Source organism: Microbacterium sp. RD1, assembly GCF_052220165.1.
Taxonomy (GTDB): domain Bacteria; phylum Actinomycetota; class Actinomycetes; order Actinomycetales; family Microbacteriaceae; genus Microbacterium.
The window spans coordinates 741,311-760,758 of the sequence record NZ_JBQPOL010000002.1; the positions used below are offsets into that span (position 1 = coordinate 741,311).

A 19,448-nucleotide genomic window follows, 5' to 3' on the forward strand; every position below is an offset into this window, starting at 1 on the left:
CTTACTTGTGTGTGCGGGATTACTGCTGTGGGACAGGAGCGAGAGCTCCTCGGGATCGGTCGGATCAGGACACTCCCAGCCGACCGGAGAGGACCATGACTGCTGCGCCGCGCAGGACGATGTCCTGCCCGTGCGCGGTCATCCGCAACTGGACGCCGTCCGAGAACTCGGCCAACGTCCGCGCGCGCAGCGTGTGGACCGCCGATTCCGCGAGCGGTCCGTCCAGGAGCGCGGGAGGGCCGGAAAGCACGATCTCCGACAGGTCCAGCGCGCCCACGATCGGCGCCAGCGCGATGCCGAGTCGCTCCCCGGCATCGCGGAGGATGCCCGGGCGCTCGGCGGCGGGGGCGGCGTCGAGGCGGGCCGAGAGCGCGGGGACGGCCAACCAGGCTTCCAGGCATCCGACCTTGCCGCAGGCGCATCGCGGGCCGCCGTCGGTGCCGATCGTGACGTGTCCGATCTCGCCCGCGGCGAAGCGGCTGCCGCGCATCGGCCGCCCGCCGGCGAGAAGCCCCGACCCCACTCCGCGACCGACCTTGATGAGCATGATGTCCTGGCCGGAGCCGCCGAATGTGTACTCCGCCAGCACCCCGGCGTCGGCGTCGTTCGCCACGAGGACGGGGAGGCCGAGCTCCTGCGACAGGATGCCCTCGAGATCGAAGCGCTCCCATCCGAAATTCGGCGCGGTGAGCACGACGCCGGCGTCATCCACGACACCCGGGGTGCCGACCCCGACGCCGAGGACCGGCGCGGAGGACGTTGCCACCAGGGTTCGCACGAGGTCGGCGACCACGCCCACGACGTCGTCGTTTCGCGCGGGGACCGGAACGTCGTGCCGGGCGACGATCTCGCCGTCGAGCGTGAGCACCGCGCCGAGGAACGAGTCACTCCCTGACAGGTCGACACCGATGATGCGGTGCCCGGAGCGATCGACGTCGACGAGGATGGCGGGCTTGCCGGGGCGCGAGCTCTCCCGCACGCCCTTCTCGAGCACGAAGCCCTCGGCGATGAGGGAGGCGACGAGGTCGGAGATGGTGACCCGCGTGAGCCCTGTCTCGCGGGCCAGGTCGGCGCGGCTCATCGCGCCGCCGCGATAGAGGGTCTGCAGGACGAGCGCCCGGTTGTGCGCGCGGGCCTCTTCGGGGAGCACTTTTGCGGATGGCCGGAGGGCACGGTCGGCTCCGAACGTGCGGGCGGGCGACACCGCGCCGGAAGGGGTCATGTTTGTTAGTAGACCTTACGAACTAATTATCCGCAAGAGGATTTCCCGGCGCCGTGACCGGAACGTTGTGATGGACTGCCCGAGGAGGGCGGCCGCTCCCTTACCATGTAAAGACGAGAAGGGGTGCCACGACATGACGGATCTCGCGACGAGACCCGACGCCGGGGAGGACGACGCACGCGATGCGACGTCCTCCGGTGACGGCGACGTTCCTTCCTACGCCTGGGCTACGCCCGAGGCCGCCCCCCGCAAACGGCGTGCGGCGCTGTGGATCGGGATCCCCGCCGGCGCCACCGCCGTGGCGCTCGTAGCAGCGTCCCTCGTCCTCATCGCACCGGGCACCGCGGTCGCCGGCGTGGAGGTCGGCGGGCTGACCGCGGGAGCCGCGGCCGACGCCATCAGCACCCGGCTCGCGCAGACGACCCTCGTGATCGAGGGGCCCGGCGGCGATTTCCGCGTCACCGGCGCTGACCTGGGAGCCTCCGTCGACGCCCAGGCTGCCGCCGAGAGCGCGTTCGCCGCACACCCGCTGTGGAACCCGTCCAGCTGGTTCCCCGGCGAGATCGAGGCGCCCATCGCTCTCGACGAGACGCGCGCCATCGAGGCACTGCGCACCGTTGCGGGAGACCTGTTCGTGGATCCGGTGGACGCCGCCGTCGCCTTCGACGCCGCCTCCGCCACCTTCGTCGTGACCGACGCGGTCGCCGGCGAGGGCATCGACGTGGACACCGTGCAGGGCGCACTCCAGGGTGCCTTCGAGTCGGGCGAGCTCACCCGCACGATCGAGGCGAGCATCGTCCCCGTCGAGGCCGCCGCCACGACGGATGAGGCGACCGCGACCGCGGGGATGCTCAACGGCATGCTCGATACCGTCGGCTTCTACATCGGCGAGGAGCGCACGGTGCCCGTCGCCCGCGACGTCGCCGCGACGTGGGTCACGGTCACCGTCGAGGACGGCGACTTCGCCATCTCGGCCGACCCCGCTGCCATCCAGCCGGTCGTCGACGGCCTCGCCGGCGCCGTGGACCGCGCGCCGGTGAACGCCACCGTCGTCACCGACACCGCGGGCGAGGTGCTCCGCGAGGAGACAGCCGGTGTCACGGGCCGCGCGCTCGAGAGCACCGACGGGATCGCCAACCGCTTCGCCGATCTTCTCGAGGGCGGGAATGCGGCGTTCCCGCTGACGGTCACCGAGACACCGTTCACCACCACCACCCTCGTCCGCCGCATCGAGGTGAACCTCAGCAGCCAGCGGGTCTTCCTGTTCGAGAACGACCAGGTCGTGCAGTCATGGGCGGCCTCGTCCGGTCTGGCGAGCTCCCCCACCCTGGCGGGAAACTTCCGCATCGGGTGGAAGACGCCGATGCAGGACATGGGATGCTTCCCGGGCGCGACGTACTGCACCGAGAACGTGCCGTGGGTGGCGTACTTCAACGGCGACCAGGGTTTCCACGGCGCGTACTGGCACAACAACTTCGGGCGTCAGATGAGCCACGGATGCGTGAACCTCCCCGTCAGCTCGGCCAAGTTCCTCTACGACTGGGCTCCCAAGGGCACGCAGGTCTCGGTCCACTACTGAGCACGCGGCGCTCCCCGCCGGAGCGCCGTCGCCAGGACGACCGCCAGCCACGCGGTCGCACCGATCACCACTATCCCGGCGCCGGTCGCGATCACGTCGCCCGGCGGAGCGGTGACGGTCGCGCCGATGAGCGCACGGGCGGAAGAGGTCGGCAGCACCGCGGCGACGGACTGCACCCATGGCGCCACCGTCGAGGTCAGCTCAGCCGCGAAGAAGGCGGGCGCGCCGCGCGAACCGGCAAGAGCGCGCGTGCCGCACTCCGCATCCGATTCGGCTGCGACGACGCGCCCCGCGCTATCGTGACGGAGTGCCGCGCTTCGATCTGCCCCTGAACGAGCTCGAGGATTACCGGCCCGGGGTCGCCGAGCCAGACGACTTCGACGACTTCTGGCGGCGGACGCTGGCCGACGCCCGCGCCGTGCGCGCGGAGGCGCTCCTGCGGCCGATGCCCACCGTGCTGCGCACCGTCGACGTATGGGACGTCACCTTCCCCGGCTTCGCCGGCGACCCCGTGAAGGCCTGGTATCTGCGCCCGGCCGGACGCACCGAGCCGCTTCCCGTCGTGGTGGAGTACCTCGGCTACGGCGGCGGGCGCGGCCTGCCCGTCGACCGGCTCGCCTGGTCGGCCGCCGGGTACGGGCACCTCATCATGGACACGCGCGGGCAGGGCTCGGGGTGGGGGTCGGGTGGCCACACGCCTGACCCGCACGGTTCGGGACCGGCCGGCCCCGGCTTCTTGACCCGCGGTATCGACGACCCCGTCGACGCCTACTACCGCCGTGTCTTCACCGACGGCGTCCGCGCGGTCGATGCTGCCCGGACGCTTCCGGGTGCCGACGCGGATCGCATCGTCGTCACCGGCGGGAGCCAGGGCGGCGGGATCACGCTCGCCGTCGCCGGCCTCGTTCCAGGACTGGCGGCAGCCATGCCCGATGTGCCGTTCCTCTGCCACTTCGAGCGCGCCGTCGGGCTGACCGACCGCGACCCGTACGCGGAGGTCGTCCGCTACCTCGCCGTGCACCGAGGTGCGGACAAGCGCGTGTTCCGCACGCTGTCATACCTCGATGGGGTGAACTTCGCCCGGCGAGCGGATGCCCCGGCGCTGTTCTCGACGGCGCTCATGGACCTGACGTGCCCGCCGTCGACCGTGTTCGCCGCGTTCCACGCGTACGCCGGCCCGAGGGAGATCGACGTCTTCCCCCACAACGATCACGAGGGCGGGCAGTCGTATCAGCTGACCCGTCAGGCCGAGTGGCTGGCTGAGCAGCTGGCCTGACCCCGCCCGCTCGGACCCTCGGTTCACAACTCCTCAGATCCGGGCGGTTTCGGCCCGCCCGGGCCGCCGCGGAACCGGAGTTGAGGAGTTGTGTCGCCCCGACTCCGACACCGACAGGACGAGAGTCAGCCGATCCCGTCGATCACGGCGTTGAGCGTCGCCGACGGACGCATCACGGCCGTAACCTTCTCGGCATCCGGGTGGTAGTACCCGCCGATGTCGACTGGGGAACCCTGCACGGCGGCGAGCTCCTCCACGATCGTCTGCTCCTGCGCCGCGAGCGCCTCGGCGACGGGCGCGAACACCGCGGCGAGCTCGGCGTCTGCCGTCTGCCGCGCGAGCTCCTGCGCCCAGTAGAGCGCGAGGTAGAAGTGGCTGCCCCGGTTGTCAATGGTGCCCAGCGCCCGCCCGGGCGACTTGTCGTTCTCGAGGAACGTTCCCGTCGCCGCGTCCAGCGTGTCGGCGAGGACCTGAGCCTTCGGGTTGCCGGCGAACTCCGACAGGTGCTCGAGCGAGGCGGCGAGCGCGAAGAACTCGCCCAGCGAGTCCCAGCGCAGGTAGTCCTCGGCCAGGAGCTGCTGCACGTGCTTGGGCGCCGACCCACCGGCGCCCGTCTCGAACAGGCCGCCGCCGGCCAGCAGCGGGACGATCGAGAGCATCTTGGCGCTCGTGCCGACCTCGAGGATCGGGAAGAGGTCGGTGAGGTAGTCGCGCAGCACGTTGCCGGTCACCGAGATGGTGTCCTGGCCCTTGCGCATGCGCGCGAGAGTGTACTTCGTGGCCTCGGTCGGGGGCAGGATGACGATCTCGACGCCCTTGGTGTCGACGCCGGCGAGCGCCTGGTGCACCTTGGCGATGAGCTGCGCGTCGTGCGCGCGGTTCAGGTCGAGCCAGAACACCGCCGGGACGCCGGTGGCGCGGGCGCGCGTGACGGCGAGCTTCACCCAGTCCACGATCGGGATGTGCTTGGTCTGGGTCGCACGCCAGATGTCACCGGTCTCGACCTCGTGCTGCAGCAGCACCTCGCCGGCACCGTCGACGATCTGCACGACGCCGTCGCTCGGGACCTCGAAGGTCTTGTCGTGGCTGCCGTACTCCTCGGCCGCCTGCGCCATGAGACCGACGTTTGGCACCGTGCCGATGATGGCGGGATCGAGCGGGCCGTTCGCGTTCACGTCGTCGAGAACCGCCTGGTACACGCCGGCGTAAGACGAGTCGGGGATGACCGCGATCGTGTCGTCCTCCGCGCCCGAGGCGTCCCACAGCTTGCCGCCGTTGCGCACGAGCGCCGGCATCGAGGCGTCCACGATGACGTCGGAGGGGACGTGCAGGTTGGTGATGCCCTTGTCGGAGTTGACGTACGACAGGCGGGGACCGTTGTGGATCCCTTGCTCGAACGCGGCGGCGATCTCGGCCCCGCCCTCGATCTCGGAGAGTCCGGAGAGGATGGCGCCGAGGCCGTCGTTCCCCGTCAGACCGGCCTCGGCGAGCTTCTCGCCGTAGGTGTCGAAGATCTCGGCGAAGAACGCACGTACGACGTGGCCGAAGATGATCGGGTCGCTGACCTTCATCATCGTCGCCTTGAGGTGCACGGAGTACAGCACGTCGTTCTTCCGGGCTTCGGCGATCGTCTCGGCGAGGAAGGCGTCGAGAGCCTTCGCCGACAGGAAGGTGGCGTCGATGATCTCGCGCGGGAGCACCTTGAGACCCTGCTTGAGGACCGTGACCGACCCATCCGCCGCGACGTGCTGGATCGTGAGGACGTCGTCATGCGCCGCCACCCACGACTTCTCGTTGCTCTTGAAGTCGTCGTGGCCCATCGTCGCGACGCGCGTCTTCGATCCGGCGGGGAAGGCCTTGTTGCGGTGCGGGTGCTTGCGGGCGTAGTTCTTCACCGACAGCGGCGCGCGCCGGTCGCTGTTGCCCTCGCGGAGCACCGGGTTGACGGCCGACCCCTTGATGCGGTCGTAACGGGCCCGGATGTCCTTCTCCTCGAGCGAGGACGGCTCGTCGGGGTAGTCCGGGATGTCGTAGCCCTGGCTCTGCAGCTCCGCGATCGCGCCCTTGAGCTGCGGGATCGACGCCGAGATGTTCGGCAGCTTGATGATGTTCGCCTCGGGCAGGGTCGCGAGCCCGCCGAGCTCCGCCAGCGCATCACCCACCTGCTGCTCGGGGGTCAGCTTCTGCGGAAAGGCCGCGAGCACGCGTCCCGCGAGCGAGATGTCGCGCGTTTCGACCTCCACCCCCGCCTGCCGGGTGACCGCCTGCACGATCGGCAGAAATGACGCGGTGGCCAGGGCCGGCGCCTCGTCGGTGTGGGTGTAGATGATGGTCGCTTCAGACACGTCAGTACTCTCCGGAAAAAGGCGGTGGGGGGTGGATTCAGCCTATCGCACGCGGCGAATTGTCTTGACGTCGAGATACCTTCGCCGCGCTGCGTAACCAGCCTCCCGTCGTCGCCGCATCCCGGCTAGCCTGTGCTCATGGCCGCCCTCCGCCTCGTCGAACTGTCCGCCGCGACGATCGTCGCCGTGAACACGCTGTCGCTCAAGCCCGGGCAGGAGCAGTTCCTCGCTCCGCTGAGCTACGGGATCGCCGCGACCGTGGTGAATCCGCAGACCACGTGGCAGCGGGTCATCCTCGCCGACGATGAGGTCGTCGGGTTCGTCAGCGCCAACTTCGATCCGGATGCCCCGCAGGAGCACTTCCGCTCGGTGCTGTGGCGCATCAACGTCGACGCCGATGACCAGGGCCGAGGTATCGGCCGCTTCGCGCTGGAGAGCCTGCTGGCCGAAGCGCGCGAGCGCGGCATGGACCACGTCGACGTCATCTACGAGCCGGGCGAAGAGGGGCCGGAGGCGTTCTTCCTCGCGGTCGGCTTCACGCCGGTCGGCGAGACCGAGTACGGCGAGGTCATCGCCGAGATCCGCCTCTAGCCCTCACCGCGGCCGCCCGTCGTCGGAGAATCACCCCGTCGTCGGACGATCCGGCCGCAATCCTCCGACGGTGGGCCCATTCTCCGGCGATGGCCGGGGCGGAGGCCGTGACCCACTCCTCCTTCCCAAGCCGGCGCGGCCTGTGATCATCCACCGAACGCCCGCGGATGGCCGCGTCCGGCGTGCGGAGCGTCGCAGAGTGGGCGGATGAATGGGCTCGAGGAGTGGTTGGCGGCACGCGGGGGCATCGCCCACCGCGCGGAGGCTCTCGACGCCGGGTTCTCGCCGGGGTGGTTGCAGCGCGCGACCCGGCGCGGGTCGCGGATCGAGCGGGTGCGCCGCTGGTGGCTGGTCCTGAACACCGCACCCGCCGACGCGGTCGCAGCCGTGCGATCGGGCGGGCGCCTCGCGTGCGTGACCATCGCGCGACGGCGGGGATGGTGGCAGCCGGAGGGGATGGACCGGCGGTTGCACCTGTCGTTGCTGCCGGGAGCGCGGTCGGACGGCCTCGGCGAGGAGTTCGACGGGGTCGCGCACTGGAGCAAGCCGGTGGCCCCGGTCTCGAGGTACGACCTCTGCGAATCGGTGGAGGACGCGCTCGGCCACATCGCGCTGTGCCTCTCCCGGCCCGAAGCCCTGGCCGTGTGGGAGTCGGCCTCCCGGCGGGAGGGGCTGAGCCCGCTCGCCCTCCGAGCGGTCCGCTGGAACACGCAGGCCGCCGCATGGTGCGCCGAGCACGTCACCGGGCTCGTGGACTCCGGCCTGGAGTCGTACTTCGTCTACCGCCTGCGCCCGTGGGGCGTGCCCTTTCGGCTTCAGGTGCGGATCGCCGGGCATCTCGTCGACGTGCTCATCGGGGAACGCCTCGTCGCCCAGGTCGACGGGTACGCTCACCACTCGTCATCGTCTGATCGCACGCGCGACGTCGCGCACGACGCCGAGCTGCGGCTGCGCGGCTATACGGTGCTGCGCTTCACCTATGCGCAGGTGATCCACGACTGGCCCGCCGTCGCCCGCGTCATCTCCCGCGCCATGGCGGCCGGCGCGCACCTCGCGGCGTAGCCGTCGTCGGAGCATCCGCCCGTCGTCGGAGGATCGCGCCGAGATCCTCCGACGACAGGCCGATCGTCCGACGACGAGTGACGGTCAGACCAGGGACTCGCGCCAGGAGGCGTGGAGCTGCGCGAAGCGGCCTGTGCCGGCGATGAGCGTGTCGGGGGCGTCGTCCTCGATGATGCGGCCCTGCTCCATGACGAGCACGCGGTCGGCGATCGCGACCGTCGAGAGGCGGTGGGCGATGATGATGGCGGTGCGGTCCGCCAGGAGCGTCTGCAGCGCCTCCTGGATCAGCCGCTCGCTGGGGATGTCGAGCGAGGCCGTGGCCTCGTCGAGGATCAGCACCGCCGGATCGGCGAGGAACGCCCGCGCGAACGAGATGAGCTGCCGCTGCCCGGCCGAGACACGCCCGCCGCGCTTGTTCACATCGGTGCCGTACCCGTCGGGCAGCTCCTCGATGAACTCGTGCGCCCCGACCGCGCGGGCCGCGCCCTTGATCTCGTCGAGCGTCGCGTCGGGCTTTCCGAGCGCGATGTTGTCGGCGACGGTCCCCGAGAACAGGTACGCCTCCTGCGTCACCATGACGATCGCGCGGCGGAGGTCTTTCGGATGCAGGGCCCGGAGGTCCACGCCGTCGAGCGTGACGCGCCCCGACGACGGGTCGTAGAACCGCGCGACGAGCTTGGCGAGCGTGGACTTGCCGGCCCCCGTGGTCCCCACGAGCGCGATCGTCTGCCCGGCCGGGATGTCGAGGGAGAAGTCGGGCAGGATGACCCGGTCCTCCGTGTACGCGAACTCGACGTCTTCGAACCGCAGATGTCCGCGCGCGTGCCAGAGATCGATCGGCTTCGTGGGGTCGGGCACGGTCGGCCGCTCCTCCAGCACGCCCGACACCTTCTCGAGCGCCGCGGTGGCCGACTGATACGAGTTCAGGAAGAACGCCACCTCCTGCATCGGCGCGAAGAAGTTCCGCACGTACAGCACCGCCGACAAGAGGAACCCGAGCGAGAGGGCGCCGTCGAGCACGCGCAGCCCACCCCACACCACCACGAGGGCGAGGGCGAGGGATGCCACTGCCATGAGGCCCGGTTCGAACGTGCCGAACAGCCGGATGGAGCGCATGTTGACGTCGCGGTAGTCGCGAGCGAGCTTCCCGAACTCCTCGTCGTTGCGCGGCTCCTTGCGGAAGGCCTTCACCGCACGGATGCCGGTCATCGTCTCGACGAACTTGACGATCACCTGCGCGCTGATGACGCGGGATTCGCGATAAACCACCTGGGAGCGCAGGTAGAACCAGCGCATCAGGAAGAACAGCGGAATGGCCATGACGAACAGGATGACGCCCGACTGCCAGTCCAGCAGCAGCAGCGCGAGAAGCGTGAACCCGCCGAACAGCAGCCCCGAGACCAGCTCGTTGAGCCCGCCGTCCAGGAGCTCCCGGATGGTGTCCAGGTCGCTGGTCTGGCGCGAGATGATGCGCCCCGACGTGTACGACTCGTGGAACTCCAGGCTCAGCCGCTGCGTGTGCAGGAAGATGCGCTTGCGCAGGTCCAGCATGATCGCCTGCGTGAGCCGTGCCGCGACGACCGCGTACCAGCCGATGAGCGCCGCCCCGCCGGCTCCGGAGACGAGGTAGACCACGACGACGAGGATCGTCGGCATCCAATCGAGGCGGTCGACGACGGCCGGCAGCGCGTTGGCGATCCCCCAGCCGACGAGGGCAGGGCCGGCCACACGCAGCGCGGTCGAGATGACGAGGACGACGGCGGCGAGCACGAGCTGCCAGCGCAGCGGCGACACGAGTGAGCCGAGGAGGCGGAGCGAGCGGCGACGGATGACGCGGCTCTCTTCGCGCGTGTAGTCGGAGCGGTCTTCGCCGCTGGTTCCGGTGACGGTGCTGCTCATCGGGCCACCTCCTTCTCGCTCTCGGCGCGCCCGGGTTCTTGCGCACGGCGGATCTCCTCGGCCTCGAGGCTGGAGATGACGTGCCGGTAGTGGTCGTTCGTGCGCAGCAGCTCCGAGTGCGTGCCGACGGCGGTGATGCGGCCGCCCTGGAGGAGCGCCACCCGGTCGGCGAGGGTCACCGTCGAGGGCCGATGCGCGACGACGAGCGCCGTGGTGTCGGCGAGCACCCTGCGGAGTGCCTCTTCGACGAGGGCCTCGGTGTCGACGTCGAGAGCCGACAGCGGGTCGTCCAGGACGAGCACGGCCGGGCGCGCCGCCACCGCACGGGCGAGGGCGAGCCGCTGGCGCTGGCCGCCCGAGAGGCTGAGCCCCTCCTCGCCGATCACGGTGTCGAGTCCCTTCGGCAGCTCGAAGGCGAAACCGGCCTGCGCGACCTGGAGTGCCTCGTGAAGCACCTCCTCGGCCTCGGGAGACCCGGGCTCGAGGTCTTCACGGCCGAGCAGCACGTTCTCCCGCACGGTGGCCGAGAACAGGGTCGCGTCCTCGAACGCCATGCCGACGTGACGACGGAGCTCGCTCAGCGCGAGGTCGCGGACGTCGACGCCGTCGAGCGTGACGCGCCCGCCGGTGACGTCGTAGAGCCGCCCGGGGAGGGTGGTCAGCGTCGTCTTGCCCGAGCCGGTGAGGCCGACCAGGGCCATCGTCTCACCGGGACGGAGCACCAGGTCGATGCCGTCGAGAAGGTCGCGGGCCGAGGCCGGGGCATCCTGATACCGGAACCGTGCCCCCTCGAACGCCAGCTCGCCGCGGGCCTCGCCGAGCACGCGCGGCTCGTCGGGATCGGTGATGGTGTTCTGCTCGTCGAACACCTCGAAAAGGCGATCGGTCGCGGTGCGCGCGTCGACGAGGAACGAGAACAGGAAGCCGATCGACTCGACCGGCCAGCGCAGGATCGTCGCCATCGCGAAGAACGCGATGAGCTGGGCGACCTCGAGCTGCCCGAGGGCGACGAGGTAGATTCCCGCGCCCAGGCACAGCGCGAAGGCGATATCGGGGAGGAGCACGAGCCAGAACCAGATCCAGCCGACCGCGCGGGCCTTGGCGAGCTCGGTCTCCCGCAGCGTCTCGGCCTGCCGGGAGAACTTCCGCAGCGCGTGCTTTCCCCGGCCGAAGGCCTTGAGCACGCGGATGCCGTGGACGCTCTCCTCCACGGAGGTCGCAAGGTCGCCGGCCTGATCCTGGCTCTGACGCGACAGCATCCCGTAGCGCTTCTCGAAGAGGTAGCCGGCGATCCACAGCGGCGCCGAGCAGACGACGAAGACCACGCCGAGCACCCAGTGCCACGTGAAGAGGATGGCCGACCCCGCCACGATCGTGAGGAGATTCACCAGCAGCAGGATGAGGCCGAACGCGAGCCAGCGGCGGATGAGGCCGATGTCCTGCATCATGCGGCTGAGGAGCTGACCCGACTGCCACCGGTCGTGGAAGGCCACGGGAAGGCGCTGAAGACGCGAGTAGAACTGCGAGCGCAGATCGAACTCGACCTTCGTCGCCGGGGAGAGGACGAACCAGCGGCGCGCCCACACCATGAGCGCTTCGAGCAGGCCCAGGACGAGCACGGCGAGCGCACCGAGGGCGACCAGGCCCGGGTCACCGGCGGCGATCGGCCCGTTCTCTCCGACGATGACCTCGAGGATGAGCGGGATGCCGAGGGCCAGCAGGCTCGCGACGAGCGCGCTGGCCGCGCCCAGGATGAGGCGACCCATCACCGGACGAGCGAAGGGCAGGAGCCGCGCGAGCGCGCGAAGGGTGGACGGAGAGCGGGAATCGCGAGTCATGATCCTCGGAGGGTTGGAGCAGAGCGCCGTCTCGGGCGCGTCGAGGGGAGGACGGCGGAGCCGTCGGGTCCCTGAAAGAGGGGAACGTGAAAGGCGGCGGTGTTATGCCGTCGCCGCGGTGTACCGCTCCATGCGCCCACGAGCCGGGATGCGCACGAAGACCGGCTGTGCAGCGAGAACAGTCGTGTTCATGGCATCCTCCTCAGGTTCGGGGCGTCGCGTGACGCGACAGCCCTCCAGCCTAATCTGAGTGTTTGCTGATTGGCAACTGCTCACGCGATCTCGCGCGCGAGCAGGCTCCGCTTCACATCGAGGCCCCACGCGAATCCGCCGAGCGTGCCGTCGGTGCGGAGCACGCGGTGGCACGGCACGAACAACGCCGGCGCGTTGCGCGCGCAGATCGAGGCGGCTGCGCGGACGGCCGAGGGTTGTCCGAGCGCGGCGGCGAAGCCGGTGTAGGTGAGCGGCTCGCCCGGGCGGATGCGGCGGAGGGCTTCCCAGCCGGTGCGCTGCAGCGGTGTTCCGAACTGCCGCACCACGACGCGATCGATCGCGGCGATGTCGCCGTCGTAGTACGCCTCGGCGGCGGAGGCCGCATCCGTCTCCCCCTCCCCGATGTCGCCGGGTCGGGAGGCCGCGGGGATGCGCGCGAGAATGGCGGCCGGGTCACTCGTCCATCCGGAGGAGAGCACGGCCCCATCGCCGTCGGCCAGGATCGTGAACGGGCCGTCGGGGGTGTCGATCGTCTGAAGGATCGCGCTCATGCGGGGACCTCCTGGGTTCGGGCGACGCCTGCACGATCGCGGGGGCGGATGGTGTCGGAAGGAACGGATGCAGCGGCTCGACGGGCGCGCGTCGTACGAACGCGCACCGGCGCCGCCTTCCAGAGGTGCGCCATGAGGTAGCTTCGCCACGGCGCCGCGCGCACGGCCCACGCGGGGAGCCCGCTCGGGGTGCCCGGAATGCCCGCCGCTGCAGCCCCGGCCCGCGCGGCGACGTCGCCCGGGAGCAGCACGTCGGGGTCGGCGAGCACGCGCATGCGCACGTAGTCGGCCGTCCACGGTCCGACGCCGGGGAGGGCGAGCAGCCGCTCTCGCTGTGCGACCCGGTCGTCTCCGGTCGTGAGCGTCAGCTCGCCGGATGCCAGCGCCGCGGCGGCGCCCGTGAGAGCCCGGATGCGCGCGGCCGGACCGCGCAGCACGTCGGCGCCGTGCTCGGCGATCGCGGCCATGGACGGGAACAGCAGGGAGGTGCCCTCGATCTCCGGTACCCGCTCGCCGAGCGCGGCCGCGAGGCCGGTGAGCGCCGTCCGCGCCGCGGCGACCGTGATCTGCTGCCCGACCATCGCACGGACGAGCATCTCGTGCGGGTCGGCCGCACCGGGCACGCGGATGCCGGGAGTCGCGGCGACCAGCGGCGCGACCTCGGGGTGGCTCGCCAGCGCCTCATCGATCGCGAGGGGATCCGCGTCGAGGTCGAACAGACGCCGCGCGCGGGTGACGAGGGCGGAGAGGTCGGCGGGAGTCGCGACGCGGGCGCGCATCCGGACGCGTCCGGTGGCGTCGACGCGCAGTGCGAACCAGCCGGGTCCGCCGGGAAGCTGCAGCGCACGGGCGAAGTGCGTGGCATCCGCGGTCTCGACCCCCGGGATCGCCCGTGCCGCCATCCAGGCGAACAGGCCCGGTGCGTCGAGCGGGCCGCGGTGCGGCAGCACGAGGTCGATCGCTCCGGCGACGACTTCGCCGCTGCGCCGCCGTGCCCGCAGTTGCAGCGGCGGCATGCCGAAGACCTCGCCGATCGTCTCGGTGAACTGGCGGATGCTGGAGAACCCGGCGGCGAAGGCGACCTCGGATGCTGGCAGATCGGTGCCGACCAGCAGCATCCGCGCCGTGTGCGCACGGTGCGCCCGGCTGAGGGCGAGAGGACCGGCGCCGAGCTCGGCCGTGAGGAGCCGGGTGAGGTGGCGCGGCGAGTAGCCGAGCCGGCGCGCGAGACCGGGGACCCCCTCGCGGTCGACCACGCCGTCGGCGATGAGCCGCATCGCCCGTGCGGTGACGTCGCCGCGGATGTTCCACTCCGGCGACCCGGGCGCGGCCTCGGGGAGACACCGCTTGCACGCGCGGTAGCCCGCCTCGTGCGCCGCGGCGGAGGTGGCGAAGAACGACACGTTCGCCGCCTTCGGCGTGCGGGCGGGGCAGCTGGGGCGGCAGTAGATGCCGGTGGAGCGGACAGCCGTGACGAACTGCCCGTCGAAGCGGCGGTCGCGCGACGAGATGACGCGGTACCGCTCGTCGAACGTCATCCCCGGGCTCATGCCTCTAGCCTGCCACCCCCGCCGCGCGGCCACTGGCGGTTTTCGGACACGGGGGTGCCGCGCGATCCGCAGCCTCGCCCGCGCGGGGCTACGGCGTGCGCTCGAGCAGGGCGACGCCGATCTTGGAGTCGGCCATGCCGTAGAACACGAAGTGCCGCCCGTCGATCTCTTCGATCGCCGTCGGGAAGACCACGTTGGGCACGACTCCGCTCCGCTCGTCGTCGGTCTCGGGGGCGAGCAGCGGCTCGGGGGTGCGAGAGATCACGCGCGAGGGGTCGTCGGCATCCAGCAGCAGCGCGCCGGCGGCGTAGTTGACCTTCTGCTGCTGGGCGAAGGCGTTGTCGATCACGCCCGTGACGCCGTGGTGCAGCACGAGCCACCCCTCGGGGACGCGCAGCGGCGGCGGCCCGCCGCCAATCTTCACGGCCTCGAAGGGAAACTCCGGGCCCGCGACGAACCGATGCTGCTCCCACAGCACGAGATTCGCGAGGTCGTCGCGGACGGCTGCGAGCGGCACGTAGCTGATCCAGATCGACTGCCGCTCGTCCTCGATGCCGGCGGGGAGGCGTACCCCCTGGCCGGGCTTCGTCTCGCCCAGGTCCCACATGGGTCGGTGGAGCACGGCGAGGGACTCCGTGCCATCCGGTGCGGTCACCGGCTCGGGGAAGAAGACCGTGTCCTTGTTGTGGAAGAGGTTCAGATCCATGTCGAGGTCTTCCTGGTATCGGAAGAGCGCCGGTCCGAGCCGCCGCCACGACCGCAGATCCTCCGAGACCGCGATCGCGGTCCGGGGGCCCAGCGGACCGTACGCGACGTAGGTCATGACGTGGAGCCCGAGCGCCTCGATCCACGTCGTGCGGGGATCTTCGACGCCGGCGTTGTCGGCGCCCCGCTCCCAGCCGCGATCGGGGGCGAGCACGACGCCCTCCCGTTCCACGGCGACGGGCACGCCGTCGTCGATCACGACGCGGGCCAGGCCCACGCGCGAGACGTTGCCTGCCGCCACGAGTCGCGGCAGCAGGTACAGCGTGCCATCCGGCCCGCGACCGGATGCGGGGTTCAGAACGCCTTCCGCTTCGAGCGGGTCGCCCGGCGCCGGCGTCATCACGATGCCCATGCGGGTGAGGCGGTACGGGAGGGGGGGATACGACATGTCAGCCTTTCACTCCGGATCCGAGGTCGTTGGAGGTGAAGTACCGCTGGAACAGCAGGAACAGCACCACGGCGGGGGCGGCGAGGACCACCGCGCCGGCCATCATCGCGCCGAACGGGTTCGACGTCGACGCGGCGATGTTGGAGATGAAGTTGGCCAGCGAGACGGCCAGCGGCTGCATCGAAGCCTCCTTCGTGATGAGGAAGGGCCAGAGGAACTCGTTCCACGGGCCGATGAAGGTGAGGAGCACGACAGTCAGGAGCGCCGGGCGCACGAGCGGCAGCGCGACCGACCACAGCAGCCGGAACTCCCCCGCCCCGTCGATGCGCGCGGCGTCGAAGAGCTCGCGGGGCAGCTGCAGGAAGTACTGCCGGAAGATCACGACAGCCGTGGAGTTGATGAAGAACGGCAGGATCATCCCGAGGTAGTTGTCGGCCAGCCCGAAGTCGCGCGCGATCATCACGTACAGCGGGATCATGAGCAGTTGGAACGGGATGACCTGCACCAGCAGCGCCAGCGCGAAGGTCGCGCCCCTCCCCCGCCACTGCAGGACGGCGAGCGCGTAACCGGCGAGCACGCCGAACACCGCCGTGCCGATGATCACGCCGCCGGCGAAGATGCCGGAGTTCGCCAGCCCCTGAAGGAGGTTGATGCGTTCGTTGATCGCGACGTAGTTCTCCGCGGTGAGGTTGGCGGGATTCGGGAAGGCACCCGCCACAGTCGGATCGACATCCGTCTGCAGCGATCCGACCACCATGTAGTAGAAGGGGAAGAGGAACATCACCGCGCCGAGCGACAGCACGACGTACAGGGCGATCTTCGAGCCCAGGACGCGTCTCACCGGTTCTCACCTCCCACGAAGCGGCGCTGCACCGCAGCGAGGATCAGGACGAACACGATGAGGATCACGCCGATCGCGGCGGCCTGATCGGGGTTCTGCTGCTCGATGCCCTTCTGGTAGATCAGCAGCACCGGCGACGTCGAGGCTCCGTTGGGCCCGCCGCCGCCGGTGAGCAGGTACGGCTCGGTGAAGAGGTTCGCCCCGGTGATCGTCGACAGCAGCACGACGAGGAACGTCGCGGGGCGGACCCCCGGCACCGTCACGGAGAAGAACTGGCGGATGCGGCCGCCGCCGTCGACGGAGACAGCTTCGTAGAGCTCCTTCCCGACGTTCTGCAGCGCCGCCAGGTAGAGCAGGATGTAGAACCCGAGGCCCTTCCACGTGACGAACAGGGCGATCGTCGGCATCGCCAGCGCGGAGTTGACGAGCCACGACGGGTCGGGGGCGAGCGGCCCGAGGATGTTGTTGACCAGGCCGTTCTGCGAGAACAGGAAGAGCCATACCGCCACGATCGCCACGGACGCGGTGACGTACGGCACGTAGTAGCTGACGCGGAAGAAGGTGCGCGCGCGCACGACACGGTCCAGCGCCGTCGCGAGCAGAAGCGACAGCGCCACCGTGAGCGGCACGTTGATGAGCAGGAAGATGCCGACGTTGCCGAACGAGCGCCATACCGCGGGGTCGCTGAGGACGGCGGCGTAGTTCTCGAAACCGACGAACGGGCGGTCGACCTGCGCGCCCGGCGCGGCGAAGAAGTAGTCCTGGAAGCTCATCCACACCGCGAAGACGATCGGGTAGGCGAAGACCACCAGTACGAACACCAGATACGGCGCGGACAGCAGGATGCCCAGGGGCTGAGCCCCCAGCATCCGCCCCCGCCGGCGGCGAGGCTTCTCGTCCTCGCCGCCGGCGGATGCGGCGCGCGTGCCGGGCGGCACCGCGGTGGTGGTCATGTCAGTTCCCCGCCGCAAGCTCGTCGATCTCTGCCGCCGCATCCGAGAGGAACGTGTCGATGTCCTCCTCGCCGAAGATGACGGCGCGCGAGTAACCGTCGCGGAAGGCCTGCCAGATCTCGATCGAGCTCGGCACGTTGGGCACCTCGACGGTGCGGGCTGCCTGGTCGCCGAACTGCTCGTAGGCGGGGTTGGCCGCGAAGTAATCGGGGTAGGTCTCGGTGAGGTTCTGACGCAGCGGCATCTGCCCCGTCTCCTCGAGCCACACGCCGTCCTGCTCCTCACTGGTGGCGAACTTCAGCACGTCCCACGCGGTGGCCTTGTTCTCGCACGCGGTGAACAGGCCGACGTTCTTGGCGTCGCTGAAGGTCCATGTCTCGGCGGGGTCGGTTCCGCTCTGGGTGGGCACCGGCACCGCGCCCCAGTTGATGTCGTCGCCGTAGACGTCGATCGCCCACGGGCCGACGATCGCCATGGCGGCGTACGCATCCGCGAAGGCGTCGCCCTGGTACTGCTCGTTGCCGGCGAGCTGCTCGTCGTAGAGCGTGCGCCAGAACTCCGCGACCGCGGTGCCGTTCTCGTCGTCGAAGGTGGCCTTGCCGCCTTCGACGAGCTGGGTGCCGCCGGTCTGGGCCGCATACAGCGGATAGAAGTCGAACCACGACTGGAAGAACTCGCTCGTGGGCGCGGGGTTGATCGCGAACGGTGCGACGCCGGCGTCTTTCAGGGTGCGGGCTGTCTGCAAGAACTCGTCGTACGTCGACAGCGACGGGTTCTCCGGGTCGAGCCCGGCCGCGGCGAAGAGGTCCTTGTTGTAGAAGATCATGACGGGGTTGGACTTCCACGGCATCTGGTAGAAGTCGCCGTCCTCCGACCGGTACTGCTCGGCGATGTCGCCGCTGCGCTCGGTGATGTAGTCGTCGCCGTCTTCGAAGTCCGACAGGTCGACGAGGCCGCCCTGCCGCTGGAAGCCGGGGACGGCGGCCGGTGACGTGTTGAAGATCAGACAGGGGGCGTTGCCGGCGGTGATGGCGGCGCCGATCGTCTCCTCGCTGGAGGCGCCGGCGGGGATCTCCTGAGCCTTGATCTGCTCATCGGGGTGGTCGGCGTTCCACGCCTCGACCATCTGCTTCCCCCACGCGATCTCGGACTCGTTGTTGGAGTACCAGATCGTGATGTCGCCGCGGCTGTCCATCCCGCCGCCACCGCCCCCGCCGCCGCCGCCGCTGCAGGCGGTCAGGGCGAGCACGACGGCCGCGCCGGCGGCCGGGATGAGGATGCGTCGTCGCATGTCAGTCTCCTTCGGGGGGTGCGGCCGCAGCCGCGGTGGCGGGTGGAGCGGTGGAGCTCCGGATGCTGAGTCGAGGGTCGTCGAGGACGAGATGCTGCGGGGCTCCGCCGGCGATGGCGGCCAGGAGGGTGCGCGCGGCCACGACGCCCCATCCGCGTGCGTCGGTGGCCACGCTCGTGAGGGAGGGGTGCACGTGCCGGCCCATCTCGGTGTCGTCGAACCCGGTGATCGAGAGGTCGCGAGGCACGACGAGGCCGCGGCGCTGCGCGACGCCGATCCCGGCGACTGCCATGTTGTCGTTGGAGTACACGATCGCCGTCGGCCGGTCGGGCAGGTCGAGGAGGGCGGCGGTCGCCCGGGCACCGTCCGCCGCGGAGAAGTCGGTCTCGACGACGCGGGAGCGCAGGCCGGCGGCGGATGCGGCGGCCTGGAAGGCGTCCCGCCGATGGGCGGCGTGCAGCATCCCCTCCGGGCCTGCGACGTGCGCGAGGTCACGGTGACCGAGGCCTGCCAGGTGCTCGACGGCGAGGCGGATCCCGGCGCCGTCGTCGGACGACACCGACGAGAACGCCGCACCCCCCTCGGGGACGCCGAGGGTGACCGCGGCGAGGCCGAGCTCGGCGACGAGCGGGAGGCGGGGGTCGCCGGCGCGGAGGTCGGTGAGGATGACGCCGTCCACGCGCCGGTCGGCGGCGAGCCCGCGGTAGGTCTCGGCCTCCTGACGGCCCGGGTTCGCCACGGCGAGGACGAGGACCTGCCCGGAGACGGAGAACTCGTCCTCGAGTCCCGCGATGAAGGAGGGGAAGAACGGATCGGCGGCGATGACGTCGGGGCTCCGCCCGATGACGAGACCGCACGCGAAGGCGCGACCGACGCTGAGCGAGCGCGCCCGGAGGCTGGGCGACCAGCCGAGCTCGTCGGCGACGTCGAGGATGCGCCGCCGTGTCTCGGGTGCGACGCCGGGCCGGTCGTTGAGCGCGAACGACACCAGGCCCTTGCTCACGCCGGCACGCTGAGCGACATCGGCGATCGTCGGTCGGTCTCGCGGCGGCATCCGCACTCCTTCGTGGCGTGTCCGGGAGGA

The 19,448-nt window shown here is 70.6% G+C and carries 16 protein-coding genes; 4 read left to right on the forward strand and 12 right to left on the reverse strand.

Features of this window, described 5'->3' with window-relative positions; translation table 11 throughout:
• Positions 1–64 precede the first annotated feature (64 nt).
• Positions 65–1,222 carry an ROK family transcriptional regulator gene (locus ACTU3I_RS12395; protein WP_442925999.1) on the reverse strand — a complete coding sequence of 386 codons (1,158 nt, stop codon included), beginning with the start codon at positions 1,220–1,222 and terminating at the stop codon, positions 65–67.
• 133 nt (positions 1,223–1,355) lie between these two features.
• Between ACTU3I_RS12395 and ACTU3I_RS12400 the strand changes: the two genes are divergently transcribed.
• On the forward strand, positions 1,356–2,801 hold the full coding sequence (locus ACTU3I_RS12400; RefSeq protein ID WP_442926000.1) for a L,D-transpeptidase family protein: 1,446 nt from the start codon (positions 1,356–1,358) through the stop codon (positions 2,799–2,801).
• On the opposite strand, the gene ACTU3I_RS12405 is transcribed toward ACTU3I_RS12400, so the two are convergent.
• Entirely contained in the window at positions 2,795–2,977 is a 183-nt protein-coding gene (locus ACTU3I_RS12405) for a hypothetical protein (protein ID WP_442926001.1), read from the reverse strand. The two genes, ACTU3I_RS12400 and ACTU3I_RS12405, sit on opposite strands and share 7 nt — an antisense overlap.
• A gap of 131 nt (positions 2,978–3,108) precedes the next feature.
• Here ACTU3I_RS12405 and ACTU3I_RS12410 point away from each other — a divergent pair, with 131 nt between their 5' ends.
• Complete coding sequence (locus tag ACTU3I_RS12410) at positions 3,109–4,077, forward strand: acetylxylan esterase (RefSeq protein ID WP_442926002.1); 969 nt, start codon at positions 3,109–3,111, stop codon at positions 4,075–4,077.
• A gap of 125 nt (positions 4,078–4,202) precedes the next feature.
• On the opposite strand, the gene ACTU3I_RS12415 is transcribed toward ACTU3I_RS12410, so the two are convergent.
• Positions 4,203–6,422 (reverse strand): NADP-dependent isocitrate dehydrogenase, encoded by a 2,220-nt coding sequence (locus ACTU3I_RS12415; RefSeq protein WP_442926003.1) that lies wholly within the window; start codon positions 6,420–6,422, stop codon positions 4,203–4,205.
• A gap of 138 nt (positions 6,423–6,560) precedes the next feature.
• On the opposite strand from ACTU3I_RS12415, the gene ACTU3I_RS12420 reads away from it, so the two are divergent.
• Entirely contained in the window at positions 6,561–7,013 is a 453-nt protein-coding gene (locus ACTU3I_RS12420) for a GNAT family N-acetyltransferase (RefSeq protein WP_442926004.1), read from the forward strand.
• A gap of 207 nt (positions 7,014–7,220) precedes the next feature.
• Positions 7,221–8,075 (forward strand): endonuclease domain-containing protein, encoded by an 855-nt coding sequence (locus ACTU3I_RS12425; protein WP_442926005.1) that lies wholly within the window; start codon positions 7,221–7,223, stop codon positions 8,073–8,075.
• Positions 8,076–8,159: 84 nt separating this feature from the next.
• Here ACTU3I_RS12425 and ACTU3I_RS12430 read toward each other — a convergent pair whose 3' ends face one another.
• The 9 genes from ACTU3I_RS12430 to ACTU3I_RS12470 all read right to left on the reverse strand — a co-directional run bounded on the left by ACTU3I_RS12430 (position 8,160) and on the right by ACTU3I_RS12470 (position 19,418).
• Positions 8,160–9,974, reverse strand: coding sequence for an ABC transporter ATP-binding protein (locus ACTU3I_RS12430; RefSeq protein ID WP_442926006.1), 1,815 nt, complete (start codon positions 9,972–9,974; stop codon positions 8,160–8,162).
• A complete protein-coding gene (locus ACTU3I_RS12435) occupies positions 9,971–11,812 on the reverse strand; it encodes an ABC transporter ATP-binding protein (RefSeq protein ID WP_442926007.1) in 1,842 nt (613 codons plus the stop codon). Before ACTU3I_RS12435 ends, ACTU3I_RS12430 begins: the two co-directional genes overlap by 4 nt.
• Positions 11,813–12,084: 272 nt before the next feature.
• Positions 12,085–12,576: a methylated-DNA--[protein]-cysteine S-methyltransferase gene (locus tag ACTU3I_RS12440; RefSeq protein WP_442926008.1), complete on the reverse strand. Its 492-nt coding sequence runs from the start codon at positions 12,574–12,576 to the stop codon at positions 12,085–12,087.
• A complete protein-coding gene (locus ACTU3I_RS12445) occupies positions 12,573–14,126 on the reverse strand; it encodes an AlkA N-terminal domain-containing protein (RefSeq protein WP_442926009.1) in 1,554 nt (517 codons plus the stop codon). The genes ACTU3I_RS12440 and ACTU3I_RS12445 overlap by 4 nt, the downstream gene beginning before the upstream one ends.
• A gap of 88 nt (positions 14,127–14,214) precedes the next feature.
• A complete protein-coding gene (locus ACTU3I_RS12450) occupies positions 14,215–15,279 on the reverse strand; it encodes a glycoside hydrolase family 130 protein (RefSeq protein WP_442926010.1) in 1,065 nt (354 codons plus the stop codon).
• A gap of 1 nt (position 15,280) precedes the next feature.
• A complete protein-coding gene (locus ACTU3I_RS12455) occupies positions 15,281–16,120 on the reverse strand; it encodes a carbohydrate ABC transporter permease (protein WP_442926011.1) in 840 nt (279 codons plus the stop codon).
• Positions 16,117–17,073, reverse strand: coding sequence for a carbohydrate ABC transporter permease (locus ACTU3I_RS12460; RefSeq protein ID WP_442926012.1), 957 nt, complete (start codon positions 17,071–17,073; stop codon positions 16,117–16,119). The genes ACTU3I_RS12455 and ACTU3I_RS12460 overlap by 4 nt, the downstream gene beginning before the upstream one ends.
• 1 nt (position 17,074) lies before the next feature.
• Complete coding sequence (locus tag ACTU3I_RS12465) at positions 17,075–18,364, reverse strand: extracellular solute-binding protein (RefSeq protein ID WP_442926013.1); 1,290 nt, start codon at positions 18,362–18,364, stop codon at positions 17,075–17,077.
• A gap of 1 nt (position 18,365) precedes the next feature.
• Complete coding sequence (locus tag ACTU3I_RS12470; protein WP_442926014.1) at positions 18,366–19,418, reverse strand: LacI family DNA-binding transcriptional regulator; 1,053 nt, start codon at positions 19,416–19,418, stop codon at positions 18,366–18,368.
• Between the last annotated feature and the right edge of the window lie 30 nt (positions 19,419–19,448).

Coding starts and splice junctions, on each gene's coding strand:
- ACTU3I_RS12425 (WP_442926005.1), top strand. CDS start 7,221: ATGAATGGGCTCGAGGAGTGGTTGGCGGCACGCGGGGGCATCGCCCAC.
- ACTU3I_RS12445 (WP_442926009.1), bottom strand. CDS start 14,126: ATGAGCCCGGGGATGACGTTCGACGAGCGGTACCGCGTCATCTCGTCG.
- ACTU3I_RS12430 (WP_442926006.1), bottom strand. CDS start 9,974: ATGAGCAGCACCGTCACCGGAACCAGCGGCGAAGACCGCTCCGACTAC.
- ACTU3I_RS12450 (WP_442926010.1), bottom strand. CDS start 15,279: ATGTCGTATCCCCCCCTCCCGTACCGCCTCACCCGCATGGGCATCGTG.
- ACTU3I_RS12460 (WP_442926012.1), bottom strand. CDS start 17,073: ATGACCACCACCGCGGTGCCGCCCGGCACGCGCGCCGCATCCGCCGGC.
- ACTU3I_RS12400 (WP_442926000.1), top strand. CDS start 1,356: ATGACGGATCTCGCGACGAGACCCGACGCCGGGGAGGACGACGCACGC.
- ACTU3I_RS12470 (WP_442926014.1), bottom strand. CDS start 19,418: ATGCCGCCGCGAGACCGACCGACGATCGCCGATGTCGCTCAGCGTGCC.
- ACTU3I_RS12420 (WP_442926004.1), top strand. CDS start 6,561: ATGGCCGCCCTCCGCCTCGTCGAACTGTCCGCCGCGACGATCGTCGCC.
- ACTU3I_RS12435 (WP_442926007.1), bottom strand. CDS start 11,812: ATGACTCGCGATTCCCGCTCTCCGTCCACCCTTCGCGCGCTCGCGCGG.
- ACTU3I_RS12440 (WP_442926008.1), bottom strand. CDS start 12,576: ATGAGCGCGATCCTTCAGACGATCGACACCCCCGACGGCCCGTTCACG.
- ACTU3I_RS12465 (WP_442926013.1), bottom strand. CDS start 18,364: ATGCGACGACGCATCCTCATCCCGGCCGCCGGCGCGGCCGTCGTGCTC.
- ACTU3I_RS12395 (WP_442925999.1), bottom strand. CDS start 1,222: ATGACCCCTTCCGGCGCGGTGTCGCCCGCCCGCACGTTCGGAGCCGAC.